The 24,597-nt window shown below is 47.5% G+C and carries 7 protein-coding genes and 1 CRISPR repeat array (1 of these 8 running past the window's edge); of the genes, 4 read left to right on the top strand and 3 right to left on the bottom strand.

What is annotated here, in order from left to right; all coding sequences use genetic code 11:
* A CRISPR array of direct repeats spans positions 1-833; the repeat unit is 29 nt; unit sequence CGGTTTAGCCCCGTGCATACGGGGAACAC (it extends 2,495 nt beyond the left edge of the window).
* Between the two features lie 279 nt (positions 834-1,112).
* The 3 genes from N482_RS16435 to N482_RS16425 form a co-directional block, all read right to left on the bottom strand.
* A complete protein-coding gene (locus tag N482_RS16435) occupies positions 1,113-2,213 on the bottom strand; it encodes an amidohydrolase (RefSeq protein WP_231100882.1) in 1,101 nt (366 codons plus the stop codon).
* A 142-nt stretch (positions 2,214-2,355) separates the two neighbouring features.
* Positions 2,356-4,107: an ABC transporter ATP-binding protein gene (locus N482_RS16430; RefSeq protein WP_063378051.1), complete on the bottom strand. Its 1,752-nt coding sequence runs from the start codon at positions 4,105-4,107 to the stop codon at positions 2,356-2,358.
* Positions 4,108-5,922, bottom strand: a complete 1,815-nt coding sequence (locus tag N482_RS16425) for an ABC transporter ATP-binding protein (RefSeq protein ID WP_081228018.1) — start codon at positions 5,920-5,922, stop codon at positions 4,108-4,110.
* 606 nt (positions 5,923-6,528) lie between these two features.
* Here N482_RS16425 and N482_RS16420 point away from each other — a divergent pair.
* Genes N482_RS16420 through N482_RS16405 form a run of 4 tightly spaced genes read left to right on the top strand, consistent with a single transcriptional unit; the run spans position 6,529 to position 24,588 of the window.
* The gene (locus N482_RS16420) at positions 6,529-9,525 is read left to right on the top strand and encodes a salicylate synthase (RefSeq protein WP_063378050.1); all 2,997 of its coding nucleotides are present in this window, start codon (positions 6,529-6,531) and stop codon (positions 9,523-9,525) included.
* Between the two features lie 3 nt (positions 9,526-9,528).
* Complete coding sequence (locus N482_RS16415) at positions 9,529-19,287, top strand: non-ribosomal peptide synthetase (RefSeq protein WP_081228016.1); 9,759 nt, start codon at positions 9,529-9,531, stop codon at positions 19,285-19,287.
* Positions 19,284-23,813 carry a non-ribosomal peptide synthetase gene (locus tag N482_RS16410; RefSeq protein ID WP_063378048.1) on the top strand — a complete coding sequence of 1,510 codons (4,530 nt, stop codon included), beginning with the start codon at positions 19,284-19,286 and terminating at the stop codon, positions 23,811-23,813. The genes N482_RS16415 and N482_RS16410 overlap by 4 nt, the downstream gene beginning before the upstream one ends.
* Positions 23,806-24,588 carry a thioesterase II family protein gene (locus N482_RS16405; protein WP_063378047.1) on the top strand — a complete coding sequence of 261 codons (783 nt, stop codon included), beginning with the start codon at positions 23,806-23,808 and terminating at the stop codon, positions 24,586-24,588. Before N482_RS16410 ends, N482_RS16405 begins: the two co-directional genes overlap by 8 nt.
* Positions 24,589-24,597: the final 9 nt, after the last annotated feature.

The raw sequence follows: 24,597 nt of genomic DNA, 5'->3' as shown, positions 1-24,597 counted from the left end.
TGCTGTTTTACGGTTTAGCCCCGTGCATACGGGGAACACCGCGTCACTATATTTTCCGTGACTACATAGTGCGGTTTAGCCCCGTGCATACGGGGAACACCTCCAAGTGCCGTCACTGTTTAAAGCAATTGGCGGTTTAGCCCCGTGCATACGGGGAACACGCCCACCCCGCACCAATTAAAGATTTAGCTTGCGGTTTAGCCCCGTGCATACGGGGAACACGAAGGTGAGTGATTTTTTAATACTGTTTTTTGCGGTTTAGCCCCGTGCATACGGGGAACACGTGTTTTAACCAAACCTATTTTTTGATTAGGATGGTTTAGCCCCGTGCATACGGGGAACACGTTCAGCAGTAAATATATTCCAATCGTTGATACGGTTTAGCCCCGTGCATACGGGGAACACTGGCTCGTCGTGCGATAGTCACAGCGTAGGGCCGGTTTAGCCCCGTGCATACGGGGAACACTGTAACTGACTTTTGATAGCTGTCTGTAAGAACGGTTTAGCCCCGTGCATACGGGGAACACGCATCCTCTCTTGTAAATGGGTTGGTTAGCTCTCGGTTTAGCCCCGTGCATACGGGGAACACAAACGCTTTTAGTTTTACAAATGCTTCGCTAACGGTTTAGCCCCGTGCATACGGGGAACACTGCCTGTACGTGCTGCTAAAGCATTAATCATGCGGTTTAGCCCCGTGCATACGGGGAACACTTTTTTTAACGTCATCAACTTTCTTAGTTACGCGGTTTAGCCCCGTGCATACGGGGAACACCAGTAAATGAAACACTCAATGCAATTGATAGTCGGTTTAGCCCCGTGCATACGGGGAACACTCTAAATTTATACCATTGATTTCTAAAAGTAAATTTAGAACATAAAAATCTACCAAAAATTATAGGTACAAAGATTAGGTCAAAAACCACTTCAAGTTTACAATGAACTACATCCTATATTTCCCAAATTTTTAAAGTGCAAAGTCAGTTTTAACCTGAATAAATACATATGCTCTACGCCCTTGCAACCTTATCTTTTTGTGTAAAGAATATACAGTGATAAATTACTCTTACGCTTTATTTTTTATCCTGCTATGTTTCATGAAGCAGGCTCCCCCATCACTCGTCACAAATCTGAGGTGCTTCGTACTCCAAATCCATCAGGTTGAAGTAGTTTTGTCCAAGAGCAATATTACGAAATGCGTTGTCGTTTAAGAATTGGTTGATATAACTTGTGAGCTCGACTTCACGAGCATAATGTTTAAAGCGTTTGGTGTCGGTTGCCACAAAATCGGAGCCGGGAAGAATACGAGTGGAATATTGATTTAAAAAGGTCACATAGTGGTCACGTATTGCTTCGTGTTTAAAGTATTCGTCGTATAAAACACGCCATGAAATATCCAGCATCAGTTTGGGGTATTGATCAAGTAGTCGAGATAAAATTTCGGTATGGCGTGTGGGGTCAAGGTTGGTAAGCTCTCTTGATAGCCCCATATGCACCCACACAATGGGGTTGTCGGGGTATTGTTTTAGTACTTCCTCCATTAAATACAGGTACTTTTCAGGCGCTTTGTTGGAACCGATATCAGCATGAATGGAAATAGGAATTGGCGTACTGCCGGGGCCACGGGGGCTTCTTAGCTTGGCCATAAACTCGTCCCACTTGGCGATGTTCTCGATGGCGGTAGTCCGATGTCGATTAATAAACAGCGCCTGTTTGACCAAATTTACCTCTCCCATCCAAGTGAATGTATTTGGGTATTCCTGCTCCAACAGATCCATTTTATAGGCAATATCTTGCGGTGCATTGAGGTCTGGAAAGCTCATTGACAAGGTTAAATGGGTGCCTTGCGGTGCGTGCTCGTAATAGTTTGCGGCATTGCTAAAGTCATTTTTGATACTGGGTTTTACCAGCGCGGTCGGGCAGTTATAAAAGTAATCACACTCTATAGGCACCATCTGGCCAATGCCAAATACGTTTACAAATAAAATGCCTAGGCGCTCAAAATAGGTATTTAGCTCGTTGATTGGCAGTGCATTTCCCCCAAACGGGCGAAAGTGATTGTGAGCATCCACTATAAAGGTGTGTGGCATGGTAGCGCGGTTATAGCACTGGGTATTGCCTTTTTTAAACATTTCAATGTTGCGTACATTTTGTGTTTGAACACACCCACTCAACAACATAATTACCAAGCTAATTACTCCCCATTGCTTTATCACCGCTACCTCCGCTTACTTCTTTGGGATTTAAACTTGGTTAAATAATGACACGGTAAAAATAAATCGAAAGGGAAACACGATGACTTGCACATGGATTGAAATAGCGCCCTTTTGATAAAAAAGGCGCTGCTGTAAATCCCCTTTACGCAGCTTGTACTTCCTGCGCTTTCCAGAGACTCGTATAGTGTCCACCGAGCGACACCAAACAACGGTGACTGCCCGACTCTACTACTTTGCCTTGCTCAAGTACGATGATGTTATCAGCGTCCACAATGCTAGAAAGACGATGCGCAATGGTGATCACAGTGCGGTTTTTTAACAGGTTATCCATGGCACTGACCACCTCAGCTTGTGTGATGGGGTCAAGCGATGAAGTTGCCTCGTCGAGCAGTACAATGGGTGCATCTTTTAACAACGCTCTGGCAATGGCAATACGCTGTCTTTGTCCACCAGAAAACAGTAAACCACTGTCACCAACACGGGTGTCCATCCCCTCTGGCAACTTGTTAATAAACTCCAAACAGTTAGATAAGCGACACGCTTCCATCACCTCTTCATCACTGGCATCTGGCCGGCCAATACGAATGTTTTCAACTATGCTGGCATCCACCAACTGAATATCTTGAAATACCATGCTGACCACTTGATGTATCCCTTTTGAACCAATGTCCCTGAGATCTGACGCACCAATTCTCACACAGCCCGAGTTTGGGTCAAAAAAGCGTGCGCACAAGTTTAAGAGTGTCGATTTACCACTTCCAGACTCACCAACAATTGCGGTTGTTGTCCCTTGTTTCACTCGAAAACTCACCCCATCAATCACCTTTTTATCGCCATATTTAAATGACACGCGGTCAAGCTCAATATCAAAATACTCAGGGCGCTGCGGGTTATCCGGCTCTGCCAGCACGGGCTCATTTAAAATGGACTCTATTTTGTGTTCAGACTGCACAGCTATGCGTAATACCGTCAAATACTCTCCCACTTCGTAAAGCGGTTCGAGTAATTTCACTAGTAATAGGGCAAACAAAACTGTAGTAAAATCTATGCCAGTAAAGCGATGCTCGGGTAAAGTCACCGCCAATGTAATTACAAACACAGTGAGCACCATATTGAGCACCATTCGATAGGTTAAAACCGGCCCTGCACCCCACATTTCTACTTGTAAACTATGCTGTTTAGTGCGCTCTAACTGTTTAGCCACACGCGTTAACCAAGTCTCAGTTTGACCATACAACTTCAGGGTTTTTAATGCCTCAACATAGTCAGTGATCATACTGCCTGTCTGACGATATGACTGCTGCTTGGCGCTTGCAACTTGCCCAAATTTTTGCTTTGACATCTGCATTACCCAAAATGCAAATGGCAGTAATATCAAAGCACCAAGTGCATATAAAGGATTAACAAAAAGTAGTACAACCATACCTATCACAGGTGCCACCAACGCCGAAATCAAGTCAGGGGCAATATGCGAGAATATGCTCTCAATTTTTTTAATATCTTCAGTGAGCAACTCTAAAAACTCGCCACTATGAGTACGGCGCATACGCCCAAGAGGCAACTGTCTAACGTGGTTGATCAACTTAATTCGATACGCGTGCACAACTCGATAACTGCCCACAAAGCTCTGATATTGGCCAATATAAGCAAACACCAGTTGCAATAAAAAAATGCCGCCCAAAACCACTAAATAATCAATCGGTGTAAAGAGCCAAGGTGCGCTTTGTGCGATTGTTAAAAACTGCTGCTGTAACCAGTAAAAACATAACAACAGCGGCGCAATCGCGACACAGCGTTCCAACACTCGAAAAGCAACGCCCGTATAAAAACTCCACTTTCCTACGCCAGCATGACCAATAACTCGACCAATACTTAATAATGCTTGTTTGTCCATTTAAATCTCGTAGCTTATCTGTTGGAAGTCTAGCGGATGCCCTTTTGTGCTCGGGGAATCATTGTCACTTTCTTGCAACAGCCAACTTTCGCGGTAGTAGTCACAGCGCGTAAGCAAAGCTTCATGAGTTCCTTGTGAGGCAATTTGGCCATCTTTTAAAACAAAGATTTGGCCAGTGTTTTCTAGCCCTAAATATTTATGGGTAATAACCAAAAAAGTGGTATTTGGATAATGGCCTTGAATGGCCTGATAAAACTTAGATTGGGTGACATTGTCCATTGCCGCAGCAGGTTCATCTAAAATCACCAAAGGTGTTTCACTCACCAGCGCGCGGGCGATAGCAATACGCTGCTTTTCTCCACCGGACAAGTTTTGTCCACGTACTTGTACTGGCGTGTCTAACCCGTCGGGTAATTGCGCGATCCATGGCTTTAACTGAGCTGCAACAATGGCGTGATCGAGCACTTCAGAGCTAACCCCACTGAGGCCAAACAAAATATTCTCACGCAGTGTGCCTTCAAACAAATAGCACTCTTGTGTCACTACGCACATAAACTGAGCGCGTACACTGTCGGTTAACATTGAAACATCTTGCCCATATATCTGGACTCGGCCAGACGATGGAGATAGTAATCCACATGCCAGCATCGCAAGCGTCGATTTGCCATTGCCAGATGCCCCCACAATCACATTCAATGAATTGGGTAGCAATTTAAAATGCACACCTCGCAAAATTTTATGAGATTGGTAAGCAAAATCTACACTATAAAACTGCATCAGCGGTTGCTTCTTTTCAGCTTGAATTTGCGTGTTATTGAGTTTGGGTTCTTGTGATAAATAGATGGGCGTGATGCGTTTAACACCCGCTAGTAGCTCATTGGCTTCCATAAAAAACCGGCTGACTTTTATAATTGGACTAAGCATGCCAACTGCCAACAGCATACTTAGAATAACCTGCTCAGTGCTTACAGACTGCGTGCTATGCAGACCAATTGCTGCTGGCAGCAAACAGACAAATGAAGCGCCTAACAGTGCAGTATAGAGCGTCCAGCCTGGTACAGTTTGGCCCGTAAGCTCTAAAACGAGCTTGTGGTAGCGATCTAATTTGCGGTTTAAAACAGCAAAGCGCTTGCTGTCCAAGTTGTATAACTTCATCAGTGGAATGTTTTTAACGTAGTCACTTAAAGTTGCTGTTAAATCCTCCGATACGCCGCTAAATCGCTCATATTGAGCCGCTGTTTTGTGCATAAATAAGCCGCTCGCAAAAAAAGCCAGTGGCACAACGGCGACGGCACTTAGCGCAAGCCGCCAGTCGATAAATGCAATCACAGTAAATACCACTAGAGGTGTCAATAATGCATTGAACAACTCCACACTTTGATGCGCTATAAAGTTTTCAATATGCTCAACATCTTGAAGAATATTTTGTTTGAGCACCGCCGGGTTTTGCGCAGTAAGCCAAGTCAATGGTAAAGTTGCCAGCTGTGTAGCCAGTTTCATTCTGACTTCAGTAAGGGCGTTAAAGGCGACTTGGTGACTGAAGTAATAGGCTCCTATAGAGCATCCTGACTTGAGTACAATCGCTCCGCAGATACCGGCGGCTATCCACAATAACTGTTCCGCAGATGAGAACAGCGGGTTTAGCAATTCTTGTATTGCAAGAAATAATAAATACACCGGTAACAGCTCAAAGACAGTAACAAACGCCATTAAGCTCAATGCCATAAACATCTTGCCTTTATGAGGTGCACAGATCGCAAATATGATTGACCAAGGACTTTGATTTTCCTCGGTTTCATGCGACTCAACACGCATATACCTACTCCTTTAAATGCGGTTAAAAATCGGCTGAATAAACCAACTCAAATAGTTATTAAAATCGCCCAACAATGCAAATATGGTTCTACCGATAACTCTGTTTGTTGACATATCATTGTTTTATATCAAACAAACGTCCCAGCTTTACCAACAAAATCAATTATAAAGGACTGGTGTAGACTACAATTTTATTCATTTTTATCAATGTAAAATTGCTCATTTTCACAACAAGCCTATAGCACAACACCATATCCAGACGATCATCTAGAGAGCTTACCTGGTTTTTTCAACAACTTTCACCGCACAGTGATTTGTCTAATCGCAATAAAAAATAGCCGCAAGCCTACTGGAGTAAAGCCATTTGCTCTCCCCGCATCCGTTAACTAACCCCCAGATCGGAAATAAGTGTGAAGCCCCTAAAAAAGCAGGCAAATTCCTCCGAAAAAATTACCGATAGGGGCATACAACAACTTTTAGGGGTGGGAACAAATTGCTTGAGCACCTATTTTTTGAGGCCGTGAAAACTTCATAAAAAAATAACACTCGCAGTTGTCGCTAATCAGAACACAAACCGCGATCGTGCCTCATAATCGGAGAACTATTGTGAAAACAACACCAGATACCCCAGTCCGGCCAAAGGCTAAGCAAAACCTCTATATTGAAAAGAATATATGGCAGCAACAAAGCCTTGGTTCCCTCATCTCAGATTGGCGTTCTCAATTTTCAGATAACGTCGCCTTGATTGAGGGTGATACAACGCTCACTTACGCTCAATTTGAGCAACGTGTGATAGAGCGCAGTGCAGGTTTTTTTAATTTAGGTTTGAAAACAGGCGACCATGTGATGGTACAACTGCCAAATACCCTAGATTTTGTGATTAGTTGTTTTGCTATGTTCCGCTTGGGCATCATTCCGATTTTAGCGATGCCCGCACAGCGTGAGTCTGATATCGCAGCGCTTTGTGAACTGAGTAACCCCGTGGCGTATATCGTACCCGACAGCTACTTAGGCCACGATTATATTGCTATGGCCGAGCGCATTGTATCTGTATGTTCAAGCATTGAGCATGTTTTGGTATCAGGTAGTACCCTAAAAGAAACGGCATTTACTTCTCTGTCTCACTTAGACAGCACAGACTCCGTTTCGGCTGCAAACATTGATCCCTCATCCACAGCGCTGATGCTGCTCTCTGGTGGCACCACAGGCACGCCCAAGCTCATACCGCGTAGTCATAACGACTATCACTACAATGCCCAAGCCTCTGCTGAGTTATGTCAACTTGGTCAGCAAACCACGTATCTAGCGGTTTTACCGATCGCACACAATTTTCCACTGGCTTGCCCAGGGATTATTGGCACGCTGTCACAAGGCGGTAAAGTGGTGCTTTGCCCAGCGCCTGGGCCAGACGAAGCCTTCCCATTGATTGAGCAGCACCAAGTTACTCATACAGCCCTCGTACCTGCGTTAACCAAGCTTTGGCTTGAGGCAAAACAATGGGATGACACCGACATCAGTAGCTTACAACTTTTACAAGTAGGCGGCGCGAAATTCGCTTCTGAGCAAGCATTGCAAGTGCCCGAAGTGCTTGGCTGCCAGCTACAGCAGGTGTTTGGGATGGCAGAGGGGCTACTGTGTTTCACCCGTCTAGATGACTCGAAAAGTGACGTTGCACATACCCAAGGTCGTCCACTTTGCAGCCTAGACCAAATTCGTATTGTTGACGAGCAAGACAATCCTGTCGCGCAAGGTGAAATTGGTGAGCTACAAACCAAAGGACCATACACCATTGCGGGTTACTACAAAGCGCAGGCACATAACCAAACAGCTTTTACTTCAGAGGGCTTTTATCGCACGGGTGATTTAGTGCGCATGAACCAAGCTGGCAACCTGATTGTTGAAGGGCGGATCAAAGAGCAAATTAACCGAGCAGGCGAAAAAATCGCAGTTGCCGAAATAGAACAGCGCCTGCTTTCTCACCCCAATATTGATGAAGCCATATTAGTACCCGTGCCTGACGCGCATCTAGGCGAACGCAGCTGTGCATGCATTATTTCTAACCAGCCTGTTTCACTCAGTGATGTTCATGAACTCTTAAAAGAACAGCAAGTTGCGCGCTTTAAGTATCCGGACCAAATCATCTCACTCAGCTTTTGGCCACTCACCGCAGTAGGAAAAATCAATAAAACAGCACTGGCAAAACGTGCTGAGGAAGAATATGTAGAGACCACCATGAACCACTCACAATCAACACCTTATTTTGAAAAAACCATTTCCATTCGGTCTACACCCACGCAGTTAGCCCCGAGTATTTCTGAGTTAAGCACTAATCCGTTCAAGGCCGTTTACGAGAGCAAATCAGCGTGGTCTGTTGGGATTGGCAAAGTGGCTGAGCTGTACTCCAATGGCAGCGAAATTACCTTGCAGCAGGGTGAAAGAACAGCGCAGTTTAGCGGCGAGTCATTCCCCGAGTTGATGGCACAAGCCCTGCAAAGTATTGAGTTCGAAAACTGGCGGTTATACGGCGTGGCAAAGTTTGAGCTGGCCAGTGTATTTCACGGGATCCAAGCGCGCACTGAGCATGAAAAATCTCTCCAATTATTTGTACCCGAGCAAGAAGTCCGCCTTGAAGCAAACCAAGCCACATTGCGTGCTTTAAATGCAGAGGATCTAAATATACTTGAAGCTTTAGTCTTGCAAGCAGATAAAACATGTGTCCAAACGGAAAGCATCGCCGCACTTGAGCCTCTACAAACGCCGCAGATCAACACCCAATACAAAGACGAATACAAAACGTCAGTAGCCAAAGCTATTGAAGAAATCTGTAATAAACAATATCAAAAGGTGATCTTGTCTCGTCGAATTCATGTGCCCGACAGCGTGTGCTTAAACAAGAGCTTCCGCTTTGGTCGCTTAAACAACTCGCCAGCACGCTCATTCTTATATCAATTAAACGACTTTTCAGTCGCAGGCTTCAGTCCAGAAACCTTACTTGAAGCCAGCAACGAAGGTTATATCAGCACACAACCACTCGCAGGCACCCGCGCCTTAGGTAGCTCGCCTCAAGAAGAGCAGCAACTACGCGAAGAGCTTCTTAACGACACCAAAGAAATCGCAGAGCACGCCGTATCGGTAAAACTAGCCCAAGAAGAGTTAGAGCAGATCTGTGAACCCAGCTCAATTTCAGTCAGTGAATTTATGGCTGTACGCCGCCGTGGCAGTGTTCAACACCTTGCTTCACGCGTTTGTGGCCAACTTAGTGAAACCAAAAACCCTTGGCATGCGTTTCAAGCGCTATTCCCTGCGGTCACGGCGTCTGGGATCCCGAAGCGCGAAGCCATTGAAGCCATATTGCGGCTTGAGCCAAACCGCAGAGATTGGTACAGCGGCTGTGTAATGATTGTTGATAGTGATGGATTTATGGACTCTGCCTTGGTACTGCGTTCAATTTATCGCGCTAACAACCGTACTTGGTTGCAAGCGGGCGCTGGCGTTATCGACCAATCAAAGCCAGAGCGAGAGCTAACCGAAACCATCGAAAAACTTAGCTGTATCGCCAACTACCTAATTGAAGAAAAAACGTTAGAAGAGGCGGAGAGCTAACCAATGGCACACACAATGAACACACAGCTAAGTAAAGAGCAGCTATTAGAGCACGTGCAAGCGTTTGTGCAAACACCGCTTAAAGATAAGTTAGATGCCAATCTAATCGAACTTGGCTTAGATTCAATGCATATGATGCGCTTGGTAAATCAGTGGCGAAAACAAGGTGCAAAAGTGACCTTTTCCAAACTGATTGAGCAACCAGTGCTCAACCAATGGATAGCGCTTTTATGCACGCAAACAGGCTCTGTTACTGAGGTTGCTCAAGCACCTGAACTACCTAATATCGATCCATACGGCGAGTTTGAACTCACTGACGTGCAATATGCCTATTGGATTGGTCGTCAGGATGAGCAAGAGCTTGGCGGCATCGGGTGTCACGCCTATCTAGAAGTGGACAATCAAGGCATCGATCCGCTCAAGCTTGAACAAGCTTGGCATGCGCTTTATCAGCACCACCCAATGCTACGTGCGCAGTTTACTGAGTCTGGTACCCAGCAAGTGCATTCGCCACTGCCAACACCTGGGCTGGCAATCAATGACTTTAGGTCGCTGACGCTTGATGAGGCAACGCAAGCAGTAGAACAAGTTCGCAGCCGCCTGTCACATCGTAAACTGGGCATTGAGCATGGCCAAACCATGGGGCTGGAACTGAGCTTACTTCCCGGGGGGAAATGCCGAATTCACTTTGATGTGGACCTGCTGATTGCCGACGTACAAAGCTTAAATATCTTACTGAAAGACTTAGCGGTGCTTTATCATGGCGGTACGCTTGAGACTGACCCAAATTGGAGTTTTGCAACATACTTAGCCTATGAAAAAGCACAAAATCAAGACAAGCTAGAAGCGGACAAAGCCTACTGGCAAACGCGTTTAGCCACGCTGCCATCAGGCCCGCAGCTACCACTACGTTGCGATCCACAGACGGTAGCAAAACCAGCGTTTGCTCGCCGCTTGCATACCTTGACGCAAACCCAATGGCAAACACTTAAAAATACGGCGCAACAACACCAAGTAACGCCAGCCATGCTGCTTGTCACAAGTTACGCGTATGTGCTTGCAAAATATAGCGCTGAGCAAAAGTTCACTCTGAACTTACCGCTGTTTGATCGTAAAACTCAGCACCCAGGCATCGAAAATGTGGTTGCAGATTTCACCAATTTGTTGCTATTAGATTGCGATTTTAGTGACGTAAAAGGCTTTATTGACCACGCAAAAGTGATACAAAACCAATTTCACCAAAATGTTGCCCACAGTGATTATTCAGCCGTTCAGATCCAGCGGGATCTAGTCAAACACGGCTATGCGCAGGGTGTTAGCGCACCAGTTGTATTTGCGTGTAACTTAGGAACCCCGCTGCTATCGCAAAACGACACTGTACTGGGCCAATTTAACTATATGATCTCACAAACCCCACAGGTTTGGTTAGATCATCAAGTGTACGAAGTCGATGAAGGGTTAATGTTGGCATGGGATGCAGTAGACGAGATCTTCCCAGACTCACTGATTGATACCATGTTTGCAAGCTATGTCGCATTGCTTGAAAAACTGGCGGCAAATAGTAGCGTATGGCGGTCGCAGCATCTTGTTGAGTTACCTCACCATCAACAAGTCCAGCGAGCAGCAGTTAATAACACAGCAGCGCCGTATACGCCGCACACTTTACACGAAATGTTTTTTAAAGGTGCTCAAACACACCCTGATAAGACGGCTTTGGTATTCAACAACCAGCCCTTGAGCTATTCCACTGTCGCCGAAAATGCCCTGCGTGTCGCAGCCTATTTGCAGCAGCAAGGACTGAGTCAATCAGAACCTGTGGCCGTGACACTGCCTAGGGGCGCGGAGCAGATCATTGCGGTACTTGGCGTGCTCGCAGCCGGTGGCAGTTATGTGCCAATTGGTATCCACCAACCCCAATCGAGACGCGCGAAGATCCATCGCACTGCCGAGATCAAACTGGTACTCGCTGAACATGGCGACCCTGAACATGACGCATCAGTAAAGCACATTGATATTCAACAAGCACTACAAGCCGACCCACTACAATCAGCTTTTATTGCCAGCCCAACAAGTCCGGCATATATCATTTTTACCTCGGGTTCGACCGGAGAACCCAAAGGGGTTGAAATGAGCCATCAGGCTACCGCCAATACCATTTACCAGCTTAATAAAGACTATCAAATCGGCGAAAATAGCAGCGCGCTTGCGGTGTCGGCGTTGGATTTTGACCTATCTGTCTATGATATTTTTGGCTTGCTGAGCGCAGGCGGCCAGCTGGTACTGGTTGATGAGCAACAGCGCCGTGATGCGCAAGCATGGTTAGAGTTGGTGCATCAGCACAAGGTCACAGTTTGGAATACTGTACCCATATTGCTAGACATGCTTTTGACAGCTGCAGAGCAAGACAGCCGCCAGTTGAACTTTGAACAGGTGATGTTATCTGGCGATTGGATAGGCCTAGATCTTCCACCACGACTACAGCATATCAGTGCCACTAATCCACCCATCATTGCCATGGGTGGTGCAACCGAGGCAGCAATTTGGTCAAACAGCTGTGAAGTGCGTGCGCCACTGCCGCTTCATTGGCATTCAATCCCATACGGTAAGCCACTACCAAACCAAAAATATCGCGTTGTTGATGGCCACGGCCATGACTGCCCAGATTGGGTACCAGGAGAGCTGTGGATTGGCGGTGTGGGTCTGGCCACTTGTTATCGTGGCGACAGCGCACAAACCGCAACGCGCTTTGTTGAACAACATGGCGAGCGCTGGTATCGCACCGGTGACCAAGGTCGTTACTGGCCTGATGGCAATCTTGAATTTTTAGGGCGCATCGATCATCAAGTAAAGGTACGCGGGCATCGCATTGAACTGGGTGATATTGATACCGCACTAGCTAACATCAACGGTGTTCAGCGCGCGGTTACAGTAACCATTGGCGAACCCAAAAGCCTAGCGAGTGTCGTGGTCTTGGCCGCTCAAAGTGCGCTGGACAGCACGGCAATTCAACGCCAATTACACACGCTACTGCCAGATTATATGGTGCCAAGTCATATCGAATTTGCACAAAGGATACCACTCAGTGCCAATGGCAAAGTAGACCGAAAAGCGCTTATAAATCAGTTAGCTGAAACACAGCAACAGTCAGTAGTGAGTTTAACAGCTCCGCAAACGGACAACGAAAAATGCCTCGCTAAAATCTGGCAATCATTGCTGGGGGTTGAGCAAATCGGTCAGCAAAGCCATTTCTTTGAATTAGGTGGAGACAGCTTGATTGCCACCCAGCTAATTGCAAAGCTTAAGCAACAAGGCTTGGCATCTCCAAAGCCACTGCGCGACCTATTCTCGACCCCTCAATTAGGTGCCTATGCAGCACGTTTAGACAGCGTCGTGTCGGTACCAAAACTAGAAGTAGTGCCGGATCTGGATAATCGTTTTGCACCATTTCCGCTCACCGAGGTACAACGCGCCTATTGGATGGGCCAAACACCAGGGTTACCGCTTAACTGTAGCACCTTGTATTTACTTGAGTTAGAAGGCGAAAACGTCGACCTACAGCGCATGGAAAAGGCTTGGGATCAACTCGTTGAGCATCATGAGATGCTGCGCGCTGTGATCACCCCAGATGGTCAGCAACAACTGCTCTCTCATTTACCCGCGATGTCTATTGCACAAGTGAGTTTGAATTCAGAAACACACAATCATACCGAAGCTGCACGGGATCACCTCCATCAATTTTGGCGTAAAATTTGTCAGCAAGCGCTACAAAGTCACGACCGAAGTGATTCAGCCGCATTGCCTAACCACCGTATTTGTGCGGTACATTATGGTGACAATAAAACCCGTTTAGGGATTATTTTCGATTACCTGACGTTAGATGGGTTTAGTATTAAATTGCTGTTAGATCAGCTTTCTAGCCTGTACAACGATCCCGCTTATCACCTACCTGAGATCAATGTTTCATTTAGAGACTATGTTATCCAAGTGCAACACGATGATGCAGAGCGAGCAGCCGCTGAAGCATACTGGCGTGAACAGATTAATACCTTACCACCTGCACCACAATTACCGTTGGCACAAGATCCTCAAAGTATTACCAAGCCTGAATTTGTGCGCCGCGAAGCACAACTCAATGCAGATACTTGGCAAGCACTTAAGAATAAAGCGAGATCTTATGGCATTACGCCTTCAGTACTATTGTTGACGGCGTATAGTAATGTACTGAGACGTTGGAGCGAAGGCGACCACACGCTCAATTTAACCCTGTTCGATCGCCAAGACGCGCATAATGATATCAATAAAGTATTTGGTGACTTCACCACATTGGCACCCATTGCGTATCGTACAAACGCGGGGGCTTCGTTGCTGGCACAAGCGCAAGAAGCGCAGTTACAAATTGCACAGGCCATTGAACACAAAGCGATTTCATCAATTTGGATCCAACGCGAGCAAGCTCGCCACGGCACATTCACATCTGCCGCACTGCCGGTAGTATTTACCAGCACTTTGGGCCTTGGCGGCGGTCTGTTTGAACACTCCAATGGCGATTTTCCACAGATTGTACCGGGTGGCTTGTCACAAACACCGCAAGTTTGGCTCGACCATCAATTATACGAATTTGATGGTGCACTCATCTTGTCTTGGGATGCGGTGGATGCGCTCTTCCCAACGGGTATGATTGATAACATGTTCAATAGCTATGTTAGCGCACTACAAGAGCTGTGCCACAGCAGCTGGGAACAAGCAATGTCATTGCCGCTGCCCGATGCACAAGCGCATACGCGCATAGCGGTAAATCACACCGAACGTGCGCAATCATCGCGTACTTTGCACCATGCTATTTTTGCTCACGCTCAACAAAACCCTGACGACACTGCACTGGTGTTCGAAAACTCGGGTGTCAGTTATGCACAGCTATGTGAGCAGGCGCTAAGCATCGCCGCTCTATTGCAGCAACACCAGCTCGAACCAGCTGAACCGGTTGCAGTCACTTTGCCACGTGGCATAAATCAAATTGCTGCCGTATTGGGAGTAATGGCTGCTGGCGGTTGCTATGTGCCAATCGGGATACATCAGCCAGCCAATCGTCAGGCAAAAATACATCGTACAGCTGGGGTTAGGCTCGTCCTTACAGACAGCGAGCACTTGGACCTCGAATCCATCGACTCGGTGACAAGGCTAGATGTTGCAACAGCGCGTGCACCGCTATCCAAACCTGAGGAGGTGTCTCCGGAACACCCCGCGTATATCATTTTTACCTCGGGGTCTACCGGTGAACCAAAAGGCGTAGAAATGTGCCATCAGGCAACCGCAAACACCATAGATCAGCTCAACCAAGCCTACAACATTGATAAACACAGCTGCGTATTAGCGGTATCGGCACTAGATTTCGACTTGTCTGTCTACGACATTTTCGGCTTACTCGGAGTGGGTGGTCAGGCTGTGTTGCTCAGCGATGAAAACCGCCGCGATGCCAGCCAATGGTTACAGCTCGTTCACCAACACAATGTCAATGTCTGGAACTCTGTCCCCGTCCTGCTCGATATGTTGCTGGTGGTTGCAGAGCAAGATGATAAGCAACTGCCTTTCAATCAAGTCATGCTGTCCGGCGATTGGATCGGCCTTGATATCCCACCGCGTTTACAGGCTAAAAGCAAAGCCAATATACCTCTTATTGCCATGGGAGGCGCAACAGAAGCGGCCATTTGGTCAAACTTCTGTGAGGTGAGAGGCGATATTCCTACGCATTGGAACTCCATTCCTTATGGTAAGCCTCTACCGAACCAAACTTACCGCGTGGCCGATGCGCAAGGGCGCGATTGCCCAGATTGGGTTGCAGGTGAGCTATGGATAGGCGGCGCTGGTCTTGCCACCGCTTATCGAGGCGATGAAAAACTCACCGCTGAGTGTTTTATCAGATATAAGGGCAAGCGTTGGTACCGTACCGGCGACAGAGGCCGATACTGGCCAGATGGCAACCTCGAGTTCTTAGGACGAATTGACCACCAAGTAAAAGTGCGCGGTCACCGTATTGAACTGGGTGAAATTGATACGGCTCTGGGCCGCATTGAAGGGATTTCTCGTGGAGTTTCCCTAACCATTGGTGAGCCAAAAGTGTTGGTCGCTGCACTGGTAATGAATGAAAACACTGCACTTGATAGTGATACGGTGAACACCGAACTTGCCCTTGCCTTGCCAGATTACATGGTACCGAGTCATTTGCTGGCCGTGGAGGTACTGCCACTAAGTGCAAATGGTAAGGTAGATAGAAAGCAACTTGCCGCTCAGTTTGACAGCCAACTTAGCAACGTTGAAATGGCTGTAACACCGCCACAAACAGACAACGAAATTCAAGTTGCACAGCTTTGGACAGACTTACTGGGGGTTGCTGATGTCGGCCTTGAAAGCAGCTTTTTTGCGCTAGGCGGAGACTCTCTGCTCGCGACCCAATTCCTAACGCAGCTTGCCCAACAAGGATTGTCGACTAAGCAGCCTTTGCGTACCTTGTTTGCTAATCCAACCCTAGGCGCATTTGCAGCTACGCTGGAGATACATCAAGCTACACATCGCCAGCAAATTGTGGCCAATCCCAAACAGCAGTTTGAACCATTTGCACTGACTGAGGTGCAAAGTGCCTATTGGTTAGGTCAAACGCCGGGGTTCCCGCTTAATTGTGGCACCCACTATTTGCTCGAACTCGATGGCTTAACCCTCGATGTCGAGCGAATGAGGCACGCATGGCAAAAGCTATACGCACGTCACGACATGCTGCGCGCTCAGGTGAGCGACGATAATCAACAGGTTGTGTCACAGCAAAGCAGCGTACCAAAACTGGATATCGACCCATCGACTTACGCAAGTTTAGACCAAGCACGAGCACAAATTAACATTTGGTGGCAAGCCCAAAACAGCCAGCATTTGCATGATGCGATAACGATTAAAGTTGCACGTTATCAAGCAGGTGAAACTGAACGTACGCGCCTAGCTTTGATGTTTAATTACATGACCTTAGATGGCTATAGCATCATGTTGCTATTGCGCGAGTTTGCTACTTTATACCAAGCGCCAGATACCGAGCTGGCACCACTGACCTTGACCTTTAGAGACTATGTGACCCAAGTTCAAGACAATCAGCAAGCAATAGATGACGCACAGGCATACTGGCAAGAACGTTTAGCCACATTGCCAGATGCAGCGGCGCTGCCACTGGCACAAGATCCACTACAAATTGAACACAGTGAATTCTCACGTCGCAGTGCTCGCTTACCAAAAGCCAAGTGGCAAGCCATTAAACAAGCGGCTCGCGCGCACAGTGTTACCCCGAGTATTTTAGTGCTTAGTGCTTATGCGGAAGTGCTCAGTCAGTACAGTGGTGGCCATGCACATACGCTAAACTTGACCCTCTTTGACCGTCAAAATGTACATCCAGAAGTGGGGAGTATCGTTGGGGACTTTACTTCACTGGCGCCACTTGCTTATCACCCTGACGAGCAAAGTTCCATTGCCCATCATGCAAAGCAGCTGCAAAACCAACTTGCAGATGTGCTTGAGCATCGTGCGGTTTCGTCTGTTTGGGTGCAAAGAGAGCGCAGCCGAACCATGGGGCGCACCGCAGCGGCACTACCCATTGTCTTTACCAGTACGTTAGGGATGGCCGATGACTTGTTGGCGGACTCGTTCAATGAAGACTTGCCACAGTTTACCGACGGCGGATTGTCGGCAACCCCGCAGGTTTGGCTAGACCATCAAATGTATGAGTTCAGAGGCGAGCTAATTTTGTCTTGGGATGCTGTGGACGCGCTGTTCCCAGCTGACTTGCTAGACAATATGTTTGCTCGCTTCTTAACACTACTTGACGAATTAGCCGTATCAACGGACGCACCATTTAGCCATACATTGCCAGAAGCCCAGCAACTGGTGCGAAACAGCGTAAACAAAACCTGCGCCGAACAAACGCCTCGCACTTTACATCAGGCAATGTTTGACCATGCGCATCAGCACCCAGACGCCATTGCACTCATTGCAGATGAACAAACGGTGACCTATGGCCAATTGGCAGACAAAGCACTGCGTATCGCGCACTTGCTTACTCATCAAGGTTTGGAAGTGGGTGAACCGGTGGCCGTAAGTTTACCAAGAGGGATAGAGCAGGTCGCCGCTGTATTTGGCATTATGGCCGCCGGAGGTTGCTATGTGCCAATTGGCGTGCACCAACCCACCAGCCGCCAAGCAAAAATTCATCGCACTGCGGGGATTCGTTGGGTACTAACGGACGAAGCACACATCAACCAAGACGTTGAGAAGAATGTAACTCGCCTCAATGTGGCGGATGCAGCGGGCTTTATACCACTGGAAACCCCCTTGACGGTAGCAACAGATGCGCCTGCCTATGTGATCTTTACTTCGGGCTCCACCGGTGAGCCAAAAGGGGTAGAAATGTGTCATCAGGCAACTGCAAACACCATTGACCAGCTTAATCAGCACTACGCTATCGACAGCAATAGCCGAGTACTTGCCGTTTCGGCACTCGATTTTGACCTCTCGGTATACGACCTATTTGGCCTGCTTAGCGTCGGTGGTAGTGTGGTGTTGCTCAATGAAGATAACCGTAGAGACGCGTCAACTTGGCTTGAGGTGGTGCATCAACATCACGTCACTATCTGGAACTCAGTGCCGGTATTGCTCGACATGTTATTGGTGGTGGCAGAAAACGATGCACGTTCGCTGCCATTTACGCAAGTGATGTTATCAGGTGATTGGATTGGCTTAGATTTACCGCCAAGATTACAAGCCAAAGCTCACTCACAAATCCCATTAATTGCGATGGGCGGCGCGACTGAAGCAGCGATTTGGTCGAACTCCTGTGAAGTCAAAGGTGAACTGCCAGCCCATTGGGCATCTATTCCTTATGGTAAACCACTGCCCAATCAAACGTACCGTGTGGTAGACCCATTTGGCCGTGACTGCCCAGACTGGGTTGCAGGTGAACTCTGGATTGGTGGTGTTGGCCTTGCCAGTGCCTATCGAGGCGATGAAAAGCTCACAGCACAACGATTTGTGATGACAGATGGCAAGCGTTGGTACCGTACAGGTGACCGTGGCCGCTACTGGCCGGATGGCAACCTTGAGTTTTTGGGCCGAATTGACCACCAAGTTAAGGTGCGTGGACACCGTATTGAGCTCGGTGAAATTGACGCAGCTCTTGCACACGTTGAAGGCGTAAGCCGCGGTGTAGCCCTGACAATTGGTGAGCCGAAAAAGCTCGTTGCCGCCTTTGTTAAAGACGCACTTGCCACGCTGGATGCACAGGCAATTACCACACAACTTGAGCAGCAATTACCTGAATACATGGTGCCCAGTCACTTATTAGAACTCGAAACACTGCCACTAAGCGCCAACGGTAAAATTGACCGCAAGCAATTGAGCATTGAGTTTATTGCATTGGATCTAGAACAAGCCGAGTTTGAAGCGCCAGAAGGCGAACTTGAGCAACAACTTGCAGAGATCTGGCAAACACTATTAAAACGCGCCCAGATCTCACGCCACGATGACTTTTTTGCCATAGGTGGTGACAGTTTAAGCGCAACGCAGCTTATCCAAACTCTGCAACAACAACACATTATTCCTACATCTTTGTCACTCACAACGCTATTTAGCGCACCAAGCATTGCCAGCTTGGCTGCTGCCATTACACAAGCTTGGCGTGATCTAGGCGGCATGGCCTGTGACACAGATGAACTATTTGAAGAGGGTACAATATGACCATCGCCAGTATTATTGCTGATTTTGAAAGCCGCGGTGTTTACCTGTGGGCCGATCAGGGCAACCTAAAATTTAAAGCACCTGCTGGGGTAATGACTCCAGCACTTAAAACACAGCTAAAAGACAATAAAGCAGCGCTTATCGACTATTTAAGTGACCCAGTAATGGCAGCCATAGAACCTAATCATGCCGAGCGCTATCAACCGTTTCCGTTGACAGATTTGCAGGTCGCTTACTTGGTTGGGCGTAACAATGCCGTCGAGTTCGGTGGCGTTGGCTGTCACAGTTACATTGAATTAGACCTGCCTAATATTGATGCTAAACGGCTGCAATCGGCATGGCACAAGTTGGTTGAACGCCACGATATGCTGCGCGCCATCATCAACCTTGATGGCACCCAGCAAATTGTCGCACAGGTTACGCCAAAGGCGATCCGCGTGCATGAATTTTCAGAGTGTGATCCGCAGACTCGCCAAGATAAGCTGTTAGACCTGCGTGAACAGTTAGCTCACCGCCACTATCAACCAGATAAATGGCCACAGTATGACTTACACCTGAGCCAAACTGGTGCTGGGTCAATACTACATTTTTCTATCGATTTGCTTATAGCTGACTTTGCCAGTATTCAAATTATGCTCGCTGAACTCGGTGAGTTATACAATCATCCAGAGCGCGCACTTGCGCCTCTGGGAGTTTCTTACCGTGATATTGTGATTGCGCGCAAAGCATTATTGGCGCATCCAAAAACAGCGCAGCGTTATGAGCAGCACAAAGCCTACTGGTTGGAGCGCATTAAAACGCTTCCTGCGCCACCCGAGTTACCGCGCGCAAAAAGCACAGGCAACGAGGAAAATGTCGCATTTTCTCGCTTGCATTTTAGTCTAGAGCCCGCTCTGTGGCAGCGTCTTAGTGAACGAGCAAAAGGCCACAAATTAACACCTTCTAGCCTTGTGTTGGCCGCATTTACAGAAGTGATTGGCCGCTGGTCACGTCGCCCTGATTTTTGTTTGAATCTCACCATGCTTAACCGCGCTAATGTGCACCCAGATGTGCGTGGTGTAGTTGGCGACTTTATCGCAGTCAACGTATTGGGAGTGTCGCCTGATCCACAAGTGGGCTTTGCGCAGCGGGCAAGCCAGTTGCAACAGCAACTTTGGCGCGATTTGGAGCACAGCGACTTTACGGGCGTTGAAGTACTTCGTGCAATGAACCAAACCCAGCAAAGCAACACCATAGTGCCGATTGTGTACACCAGTACCCTTGGTTTATCTGGTGATGAGCTAGATAGCAACCAATTTATGCACGATGCACAGCTGCGTTACGGCATTACTCAAACACCACAAGTCTGGTTGGATTGCCAAGCAACGGAACGTGCTGGTGAGCTGATTGTAGACTGGGACATCCGCCAAGGAATTTTCCAATATGGCGTCATAGAGCAAGCACATCAGGCATTTTGTGAGCTACTGCGTGCACTGGCTGAGAACGATGCACTGTGGCAGTCCACCAGCCCAGTGAGTTTGCCAGAGCAAACACAAGCGCATATTGCAGCGCTTAACAACACCAAAGCAGAGCGCGTTAAAGGGTACTTACACTCCGGCTTTGCACAGCACGCATTACAAGCGCCAAATCAAGTTGCGGTAGAGGACCAAAACGGTGAAATGAGTTATCAACAGCTCGCCGAGTTAGCAATTCAGATCAGACAAACCTTTATAGACTCCGTCAAACCTGGTGACCACATTGCTATTGTGTCTGATAAAAGTCGACATCAAATTGCGGCGGTGTTTGCGGTATTATTTGCCGATTGTGTATATGTGCCCATTGAAGCGCAACATCCCCTAGCACGCCAGCAATCGATTATTGCCAATTCCGGTGCCGAGATAGTGCTGACAGAATCTTTATATCTCGCTCAAGAGTTTGGCCCAGATGTGACTGTGATCCCATTTGATCAAACGCTGCCAACAATTCCTGAACAAGACTATAAACACCTATTGGACGCTTTTGGGCAGCGCCGGCAGCAACAAACATTTGTCGACTCACCTGCATATGTAATTTATACCTCGGGTACGACAGGTCAGCCAAAAGGGGTCCAACTGTCGCATGGTGCCGCACTGAATACGGTGCTTGAGATTAACCGCTTGTATGATGTCAGTTCCCAAGATAAAACCTTAGGGTTGGTAAGTTATGGGTTTGACCTCTCAATTTGGGATATCTTCGGAACGCTCTCTGCAGGCGCAACACTGGTATTGCCAAATCAAGAATTAAGAGGCGACCCAAACCATTGGCATCAAGTCATTGCCAAGCATAATGTGAGCCTCTGGAATTCGGTGCCGGCACAAATGCAAATGTTGATAACCAGCTTACCTTGGGCTGAGGACCAAAATATTAGTTCGCTCAGGCTGGCAATGCTCTCTGGCGATTGGATCCCAGTTCAACTTGCACATCAAGTAGTCCAACAGTTGCCACACATTAGTTTAATCAGCCAAGGCGGTCCGACAGAAACAGCTATTTGGTGTGTACAACACACAGTGACAGAGATCGCCTCTGATTCGGTCTCGGTGCCATATGGCAAACCGTTGGCGAACCATCAGATCCACATTTTAAATGACCGACTAGAGCCCTGCCCAACTTGGGTCACCGGTGAGATGTATATTGCCGGTGATGGGTTAGCATTGGGATATTTAAACGATGCACAAAAGACAGCAGAGCTGTTCATTGAGCACCCGCACACAGGAGAAAGACTCTACCGCTCAGGTGATTTGGGCTGCATCATGGACAACGGTATTATTGCCATTCAAGGGCGCGAAGATGGTCAGATCAAAATAAATGGCCACCGTATAGAACTCGGCGAAATTGAATCAACCATTGCAAAACATCCGGCGGTAAAGAGTGTTGCAGTGGTCAATCTATCTACCGATGGTAACTTGGCAGCTGCGCTGGTGCTCGAAGACGCTGCTGACAACGAAATGGCGATCAGTGATTTAGGTGACTTACTCAATGATAAACTGCCAAAATATATGCTGCCTACGCATTACTTTGCTTTAGGCACATTACCTCTGAGCCAAAACAGTAAGGTCGATAGAAAACAGCTGAAAGTACAACTAACGCAATTACAGCAACAGCTGACAACGCAATTTGAAGCACCGCTAGACAATCATGTTGAACAAACCGTTGCCCAAATCTGGCGCGATCTGCTCGGGGTGAGTGACGTATCTCGTCATGATGACTTTTTCCAACTTGGTGGTACCAGCTTAAATGCTATCAACCTGCTAAGTGCGTTTTTGGCGGCGGGCTTTGATGCAGATATTGACCTCATTTTCAATCATGCCGTATTCAGTGAAATGTCCGATGCTCTGGCCAAAGCAAACGAGGCGAAACAGGCTTGGCTAGAGAGCATTGATTTAAACGATATGGCGACCAAGGCGCTAAGTGGCCTTGCAAACGCCCTAGCGTACGAGCCAAACTCTGAACCTAAAACAGTGCTATTAACTGGCAGCACAGGTTATTTGGGCAGCTATGTACTGCGCGAAATGTTAGATAAAAGTGATTATCACATCGTGTGTTTAATGCGCTGCGATGATGTGCAACATGGCTTCTCACGCTTAGAACAAGCCGCAGCAGAAAAAGGTTTGCCTACAAAAATTCCGCACGAACGCATTCATGTGGTCAGCGGCAGTATGTCTGAAGTCAACTTTGGGCTAAGCGACACAGACTATCAAGCCCTCAGTGCAAAGGTTGATGTGATAATTCACAACGCGTCAATCATTAACTTGATGGATCCGCTGTCAGCTCTCTACCCAACCAATGTGGAAGGTGCGCGCGAAATCATCCGCTTGGCAAGTTCACACCAAGTGAAACCAGTACATTATATTTCGACTATCGGAGTACACCATGCGCTGCCTGCCGATGTACCACAACCCGTAGTTGAACAAACCCATGTAGTACCATGGAGAGAGGTAGATTTAACGTATGAGCAGTCAAAAATCATGGCTGAGACCTTGTTCACAGAGGCCAGAAGACACGGCGTGCCGGTGAATATTTTGCGCCCAGGCACAATCACATGGGCAACCACAGAGGTACCATTTATTAACGACGATGCGTTTTTAAAGTTTTATCGTGCGTGTTTGAATATTCACGCCTACCCGGCATCAGAGTTAGCGGTGAACATTGTACCGGTGGACTACGTGGCAACCTGTATCACGGCCATTGTAAAAGGTGCGACGGGACAAAACAGTAACTTCCATTTAGTGTCAGACCAAAGTACCGATGTTGTACAGATCTACAATTGGTTTAACGAGCTCGGTTGTGATATTCAACCACTTGATTTTACGGACTGGAAAGACACCCTGAATGACAACTTTGTCCGCAGCTTTGTTGAGCTGTATTTCAAACAAGGAATGGACTCTGGTGGCCACCATCAATACGCCACAGACAATCTAAAAGCCATATTGGCCCAATTCGACCTACCTAACTTTGCAGTCGACCGCGATTACCTAAAACCGCTCACGGAGCAATATAACAATGCTTAATGCTACACACACCAATAGCGGCGCGTGTTACCGTATTTTCAAAGCGCGTCCAAATGCCTCTAAGCGTTTGATTATATTGCCTCATGCAGGTGGCTCTGCGAGCTACTTTCGCCAGTGGGCCAGTGTTGGCGACCCGAACTTAGAAATTGTGGTCGTACAATATCCCGGTCGCGAAAATCGCATGGCAGAACCCTTAGTGTCAGATATGAATCGCTTGGTTAGCACGTTGGCAACAGGCTTAAAGCCACTGCTCAATAAACCCTATATCTTGTTTGGCCACAGCATGGGCGGCGGCATTGCTTACGAGCTTGCAATGCGTATTCAAGCCTACCGCTATCCAGCACCTACTCAGCTGGTGGTTTCTGCTGTTGAAGGGCCAAGTTGTCACCATGCAACTGAAGTTCATAAAGCCTGTGATGAAGTAATGCTTGATGAACTTCAGCGTCTCAATGGTACAGGAGTGGACCTCAATGCTTACCCAGATCTTTTAGACATGATGCTGCCGCTGCTGCGCAATGACTATAAGTTGATAGAAACCTATCAGCCAAATCTCAATGCACCAAAGTTACAACATCCACTCACTGTGATGCTCGGTTCAACTGATACCGAGCTCACTTATGCAGAAGCCGAGGCTTGGCAGCAAGTGAGCACTCAACCTATCAATATTGAGACTTATGACGGTGGTCACTTCTACTTGGCGGACCATATTGCGGCGATTCTCTCCCATTTAAGCGCGTTGTTCCCAGCACCAAAAACTTGGGTATGCGCGCCATAATACTTGAGG

Origin of the sequence: Pseudoalteromonas luteoviolacea NCIMB 1942 (assembly GCF_001625595.1) — a bacterium.
Classification (GTDB): Bacteria; Pseudomonadota; Gammaproteobacteria; order Enterobacterales; family Alteromonadaceae; genus Pseudoalteromonas; species Pseudoalteromonas luteoviolacea_A.
This window is presented reverse-complemented; position numbering and strand designations above follow the sequence as displayed.

Coding starts and splice junctions, on each gene's coding strand:
- N482_RS16430 (WP_063378051.1), bottom strand. CDS start 4,107: ATGGACAAACAAGCATTATTAAGTATTGGTCGAGTTATTGGTCATGCT.
- N482_RS16425 (WP_081228018.1), bottom strand. CDS start 5,922: ATGCGTGTTGAGTCGCATGAAACCGAGGAAAATCAAAGTCCTTGGTCA.
- N482_RS16415 (WP_081228016.1), top strand. CDS start 9,529: ATGGCACACACAATGAACACACAGCTAAGTAAAGAGCAGCTATTAGAG.
- N482_RS16410 (WP_063378048.1), top strand. CDS start 19,284: ATGACCATCGCCAGTATTATTGCTGATTTTGAAAGCCGCGGTGTTTAC.
- N482_RS16405 (WP_063378047.1), top strand. CDS start 23,806: ATGCTTAATGCTACACACACCAATAGCGGCGCGTGTTACCGTATTTTC.